Genomic DNA, 4,396 nt, shown 5'->3' on the forward strand with positions numbered 1-4,396 from the left:
GTCACGCGCTGGTCCGTGAGCACCGGAAGCGCAGAAAGCCGTCGTTTGCGGGCCGGCATCACCTGAATATCGACACAGCTTTAGAGGGGGTTGTTGGGCATCCACAGGTCGGGGTTTTCGCCGGCCTCGCGTGCCAGCCGGCGGGCGCGAACGGGATCGCTTCGGACGAGGGCCGAGATCTCAGTCAGGTTGCATTCGCCGGCGGCGTTGCGCCTGAACGGATTGCCTCCGATCAAAGCCGCGCCGCCGTCGATCGTGTCTTCCCTGAACATCGCCTCGCCGATGGCGTGGAACGCCTTGGCGATCTGCGGATCGGTCAAGGCGCCGTCAGGCAGAAGGATGCCCTTCGCCTTGTAGGCATCGACCAGGCCGAGCTTCTTCATCGCCCGGTTGGCGACCTCGAGTCTCCTACGAAAGCCGTCGCTGTCGGTCGGTCCCCAATCCCTGACCAAGTCATCGTGAGTGGCCTCGACCGAACGGGCAAGGGCGATCTGCTGCACCTTGGCCTGCTCGGCCATGTAGCCGATGAAGCGGTCGTGATAGGCCTGCGCCACCTTCGGGGTGGCGCCGGCCTCGACCGCCCAGGCCTTGGACGCGTTGGCGAGCTCGTCCGAATAGGCGAAGTCTTCGGGAAGCCCGTCGGGGCGCCTGTACTCGACCTTGTCGGGCGATGTCAGCGGGCGCATCGCCTCAGGCAACCGGGCATGGAACCTGTCCCAGTCTTCCCCAGGTGCGTCCGCTGCGGGAATGCGCAGGCTCTCGTCCTGCTGCCGTTCCAGCTCCGCATAGGATGTGAAAACCCGATCGAGGCTTTCGGGCTGGGTCCAGCCCTTGGTTTCAGCGAGCTTGCGGTTGCCTTCGGAAAGACCGTCAAACCAACTCTTGTCGGCCGGCGGGGCGGACCCGTTGTCCCCGTTGGCCGGTGGCCGTGCAAGGTTGCCCGCCGGTGGCGAAGCCACCACGGACCCGGCGTCTGCCAGATCTGTCATGAGATGTTCCTTTGTTGAGGTTAAAGGCTGATGATAGGAGCCGGTGGTGGGGCCCAGTATCTCCCTCTTGTGGGGAGATGGCCGGCAGGCCGGAGGGGGGTACCAACGCGTGAAGCGCAAACCTCCATCTGTCGCTGAGGTCGGGCCCGGTCGCACCTCTGTCGCCTTTGGCGACATCTCCCCCTCAAGGGGGGAGATTAACGCTACGCGTTATCGCCCCAATTCTCCCACAGCAGCGTGATCGTTCCGGTAACGGCCAGCATGCCGTCGGCGTCGATATCGGTGCCGGCGGCGAGGGCAAGGTTGAGATAGAGGTCGGCCGGCGTCACTGTGCCATCGAGCGTCAAAGCCGCCGCTACATCGGTGGTCGAAGCGGTCGACAGTGCAGCACCGGCACCGTCCAGCGTACGTCCGGTCGAAGCCAGCACATTGACCATGGTGCCGGCGAGCGCAGCGCTTGACGCCGCCGCCGACCCGAGCGACCAGGTCAGTGCCGCATTGTCGTTGATGGTCGAGGCGCGGGTGGTCAGCACGGCGAATTGCAGCCTTGCGGTGCCGCCCTTGATGCGCACCTTGCCGCCGAGGAAATCGAAAAGCTTATGGCTGGCATAAGCAAGTGCATCGGTGACCGGCACCTGCATGGCGTTGAGCGAAAAGACGGTGCGGAACGAACCGCCCTGCCCGCTGGTGCTGGCGGCAAGCCCGGCCTTGGGCGGGGCAAGGCCGGCCTCTCGGGCGGCGGCACGGGAAAGCGTCCGGGGGAGACCTCGGGTCATTGCATTCTCCATTCCTGGGGGATTTGAGGGATCGGCTGGACCCGCCGCGAGCGGAATCGTTGCGGCCGAAGCCTGATCGTTTCGATAGAGCCTGACCCTATCGTCTTGTTTGACCCTGATCTTTATGATCTTTTTGTTTGACCATGAGCCTTCCGAGCCGGAGGCCTTGGCCGTCAAGACGAAAGAAACCATGTCTTATTTCGTGAGGCACGGTGCCGCTGTTCCGCCGCAATGCGACCGCACTTGGCAAACACTTGGCAAAACCAGCCGGTGTATTAGTTCATAGGCCTCAACGGAGTATCAGACGATGACCATGTACAAATCCATTGCCGCCCTGCTTGTCACTGCCGCGCTGGCAGGATGTGCGCAGACCGAAGGCCAGCAGAGGGCGACCACGGGCGCTCTGGTCGGCGGCGCGGGCGGCGCTCTCGTCGGCCAGGCCCTGGGCCGCGACACCAAGAGCACGGTTGTCGGTGCAGCCAGCGGCGCCTTGCTGGGCGCGGTCGTGGGCAGCGCGACAACGCCGCAGCGGCGCGGCGAACAGCTTTGCCGCTATCAGGATCGCTACGGCCGCATCTACACGGCGCCTTGCGACGACCGCTATTACAGCGGCAACTATTGAGACGATAGCGAAACGCGCTTGGGAGAGTTCGGTGGCTTCCACGCCGGCCCCTTCTTTTCAAGTTGGCGATTTGCGAAATCAGCGGCGACGGCCGATCTCCCCCACAGGTGGGGAGATTGGCAGCTTCGCCAGCACCGCTCCTCTTGGAAGCATCGTAAATTGGCGAAAGCAACGATAATGCCGACCTCGGCGAACCCTCCTACCTCCCCTCCAGCCTCGCCGCCTTCTCCAGCGCCGCCAGCTGCGCCTCGTCCAGCGTCAGGAACCCCATGATGTGCTGCACCACTTCGGCGCGTGCATTGCTCAGTGCGCTGTGCAGTTCGAAGCCGTTCGGCGTCTTCGTCTTGGCCAGCCACTCGCCATAGGACGGGCGGCGGTAATAGCCGGTCGCCGCCGTCAGGTCGGCAAGCACCATCTCTCCGTCCTGGCCTGAGAACACCCTGAGATAGGCCTTGGTCAGCGCATCCTGCGCCTTGGCCGGGCCGCCGGCCTGGCTCGAATGGGCGAAGCGTTTGCCGCTCATGCGCCGCCCTCGCCGCCCTGCGACATCAGCCCGCCGAGACTGTCGAGCAGACCGCTGTCGCGCGCCTGCACGGCGGCGGGCACGGCATCCTTGGCCACCTTGCCGGCGTTGGCGATCGCGGCCATGCCGGCCTGCGCAGCTAGCGCCTTGGCTCTGGCATCGCGGATACCGGCAACCTCGTCCTGGCGGCGAAAGATGCGCTGCGGACTGCGGCCGGCGCTCTGCACGATCTTGAGCGCCTCGTCGCCGTCGATATTGTCCATCACGCTCGCGTCGAACTGCGCCATCTGCATGGCCGTGGTCACCACCTGGATTGTATCGCGCGCCTCGGCCGAGCGGCGCAGCACGTCGAGCGGGCCGGTGAAGGTCGGCCGCACCGCCTTGCCGGCAGGGCTCGCCGGCGGCAGGAAGCGGCTGTCTTCCTCGTATAATCCTTTGTCCTCGAGGATGCCGAGCTCGCGGTCGAGATTCGAGGCAAAACCGGCCTGGATGATCGAGCCGGAGGGTCCGAGCAGCGCGCCCTTTTCCTCCTGCCGGATCAGCGCTTCGGTCGCCGTCATCTGCGGGTTCTGCACCAGCGTCTGGAACAGATTGACGAACATCATGTCGCGGATCTCCTCGGCCCGGCTTTCCGCGTAGCTGAACGCATAGGTCGGGTTCTGCCCCGTAGCGATCGGCGCAATCAGCGGTCGTCCCTGATCGTCGATCAGGCCGGGATAGTTCTCGCCGGGATTGAGCACCGGCACATAGTCGAGCCGCGCCTTCGAAGCGGTCGCCGGATCGGTGACCTGCTGCAGGGCCCTGAGGCCGGAGCGGCGCACGGCGTTTTCTTCGCGCACCGTGGTCAACGCCTCGATGGTCGGCGAAATGCCGTAGGGGTCGCCCTCGTAACGGCGCCAGTTGAAGCACGACACCGGGAAGGAGCGGAAACCGCTTTCCCTGACGATGACCTCCTCGTCCTCGAGGACGTGATAGGAGGCGAAGGCCGTGTCGAGATACTGGTAGGATCCGCCCAGCCGATACATCTTGCGCTCGTCGCGCGGCTGGATGCACTGGATCAGCGAAATCTTGGTCTCGCATTTGGCGGGATCATCGACCAGCATTTTGATGCGCGCCGGCAGCTTCTCATAGCCGAGCAGCTGTGCGGCCTGGCGCGCCGTGCGCTCGTAGCGGCGGTGGAAAATATCGACTTGACCCCAGCGGTTGCGGCAGAGATAGCCCTCGACCACGGGGATCGAGGCATAGCGGATCAGCGTGTGGGGCGCAAAGCCCTCCTCGGCGTAGAGATAGGCCGGGCCGTAGCGCACGACGTTGCGCAGGCAGGCCTGCGTTGCCGGCACGAAGTTCGAATTGGCGGAATAGCGCAGCGAGAACAGGAAATCGCGAAGCGCCTCCGCCCATTCCTTTTCCTCGTCGCTCTCTTCGTCGTTCAAGGCGGCGGTCGACAGCCCGTGCCATTTTTCCGACTGCGGGATGATCAGGCTTT

5 protein-coding genes are annotated in these 4,396 nt (G+C 64.7%); 1 reads left to right on the forward strand and 4 read right to left on the reverse strand.

Going from position 1 to position 4,396, the window contains the following annotated elements; all coding sequences use genetic code 11:
• Positions 1-80 precede the first annotated feature (80 nt).
• Together EOA86_RS23910 and EOA86_RS23915 are read right to left on the reverse strand one after the other, a co-directional pair.
• A complete protein-coding gene (locus EOA86_RS23910) occupies positions 81-989 on the reverse strand; it encodes a hypothetical protein (protein WP_128343922.1) in 909 nt (302 codons plus the stop codon).
• A 203-nt stretch (positions 990-1,192) separates the two neighbouring features.
• On the reverse strand, positions 1,193-1,765 hold the full coding sequence (locus tag EOA86_RS23915) for a hypothetical protein (RefSeq protein WP_128343924.1): 573 nt from the start codon (positions 1,763-1,765) through the stop codon (positions 1,193-1,195).
• Positions 1,766-2,072: 307 nt separating this feature from the next.
• On the opposite strand from EOA86_RS23915, the gene EOA86_RS23920 reads away from it, so the two are divergent.
• On the forward strand, positions 2,073-2,387 hold the full coding sequence (locus EOA86_RS23920; RefSeq protein WP_127212077.1) for a YMGG-like glycine zipper-containing protein: 315 nt from the start codon (positions 2,073-2,075) through the stop codon (positions 2,385-2,387).
• A 199-nt stretch (positions 2,388-2,586) separates the two neighbouring features.
• Here the strand turns inward: EOA86_RS23920 and EOA86_RS23925 are convergent, their stop codons facing one another.
• Complete coding sequence (locus EOA86_RS23925; RefSeq protein ID WP_029351760.1) at positions 2,587-2,910, reverse strand: hypothetical protein; 324 nt, start codon at positions 2,908-2,910, stop codon at positions 2,587-2,589.
• The coding region (locus EOA86_RS23930) for a portal protein (protein ID WP_128343925.1) at positions 2,907-4,396 on the reverse strand (1,490 nt) is incomplete at its 5' end. The genes EOA86_RS23925 and EOA86_RS23930, both read right to left, overlap by 4 nt.

The sequence above is a fragment of the Mesorhizobium sp. M5C.F.Ca.IN.020.32.2.1 genome (assembly GCF_004023105.1).
In the GTDB taxonomy this organism is placed as follows: domain Bacteria; phylum Pseudomonadota; class Alphaproteobacteria; order Rhizobiales; family Rhizobiaceae; genus Mesorhizobium; species Mesorhizobium wenxiniae.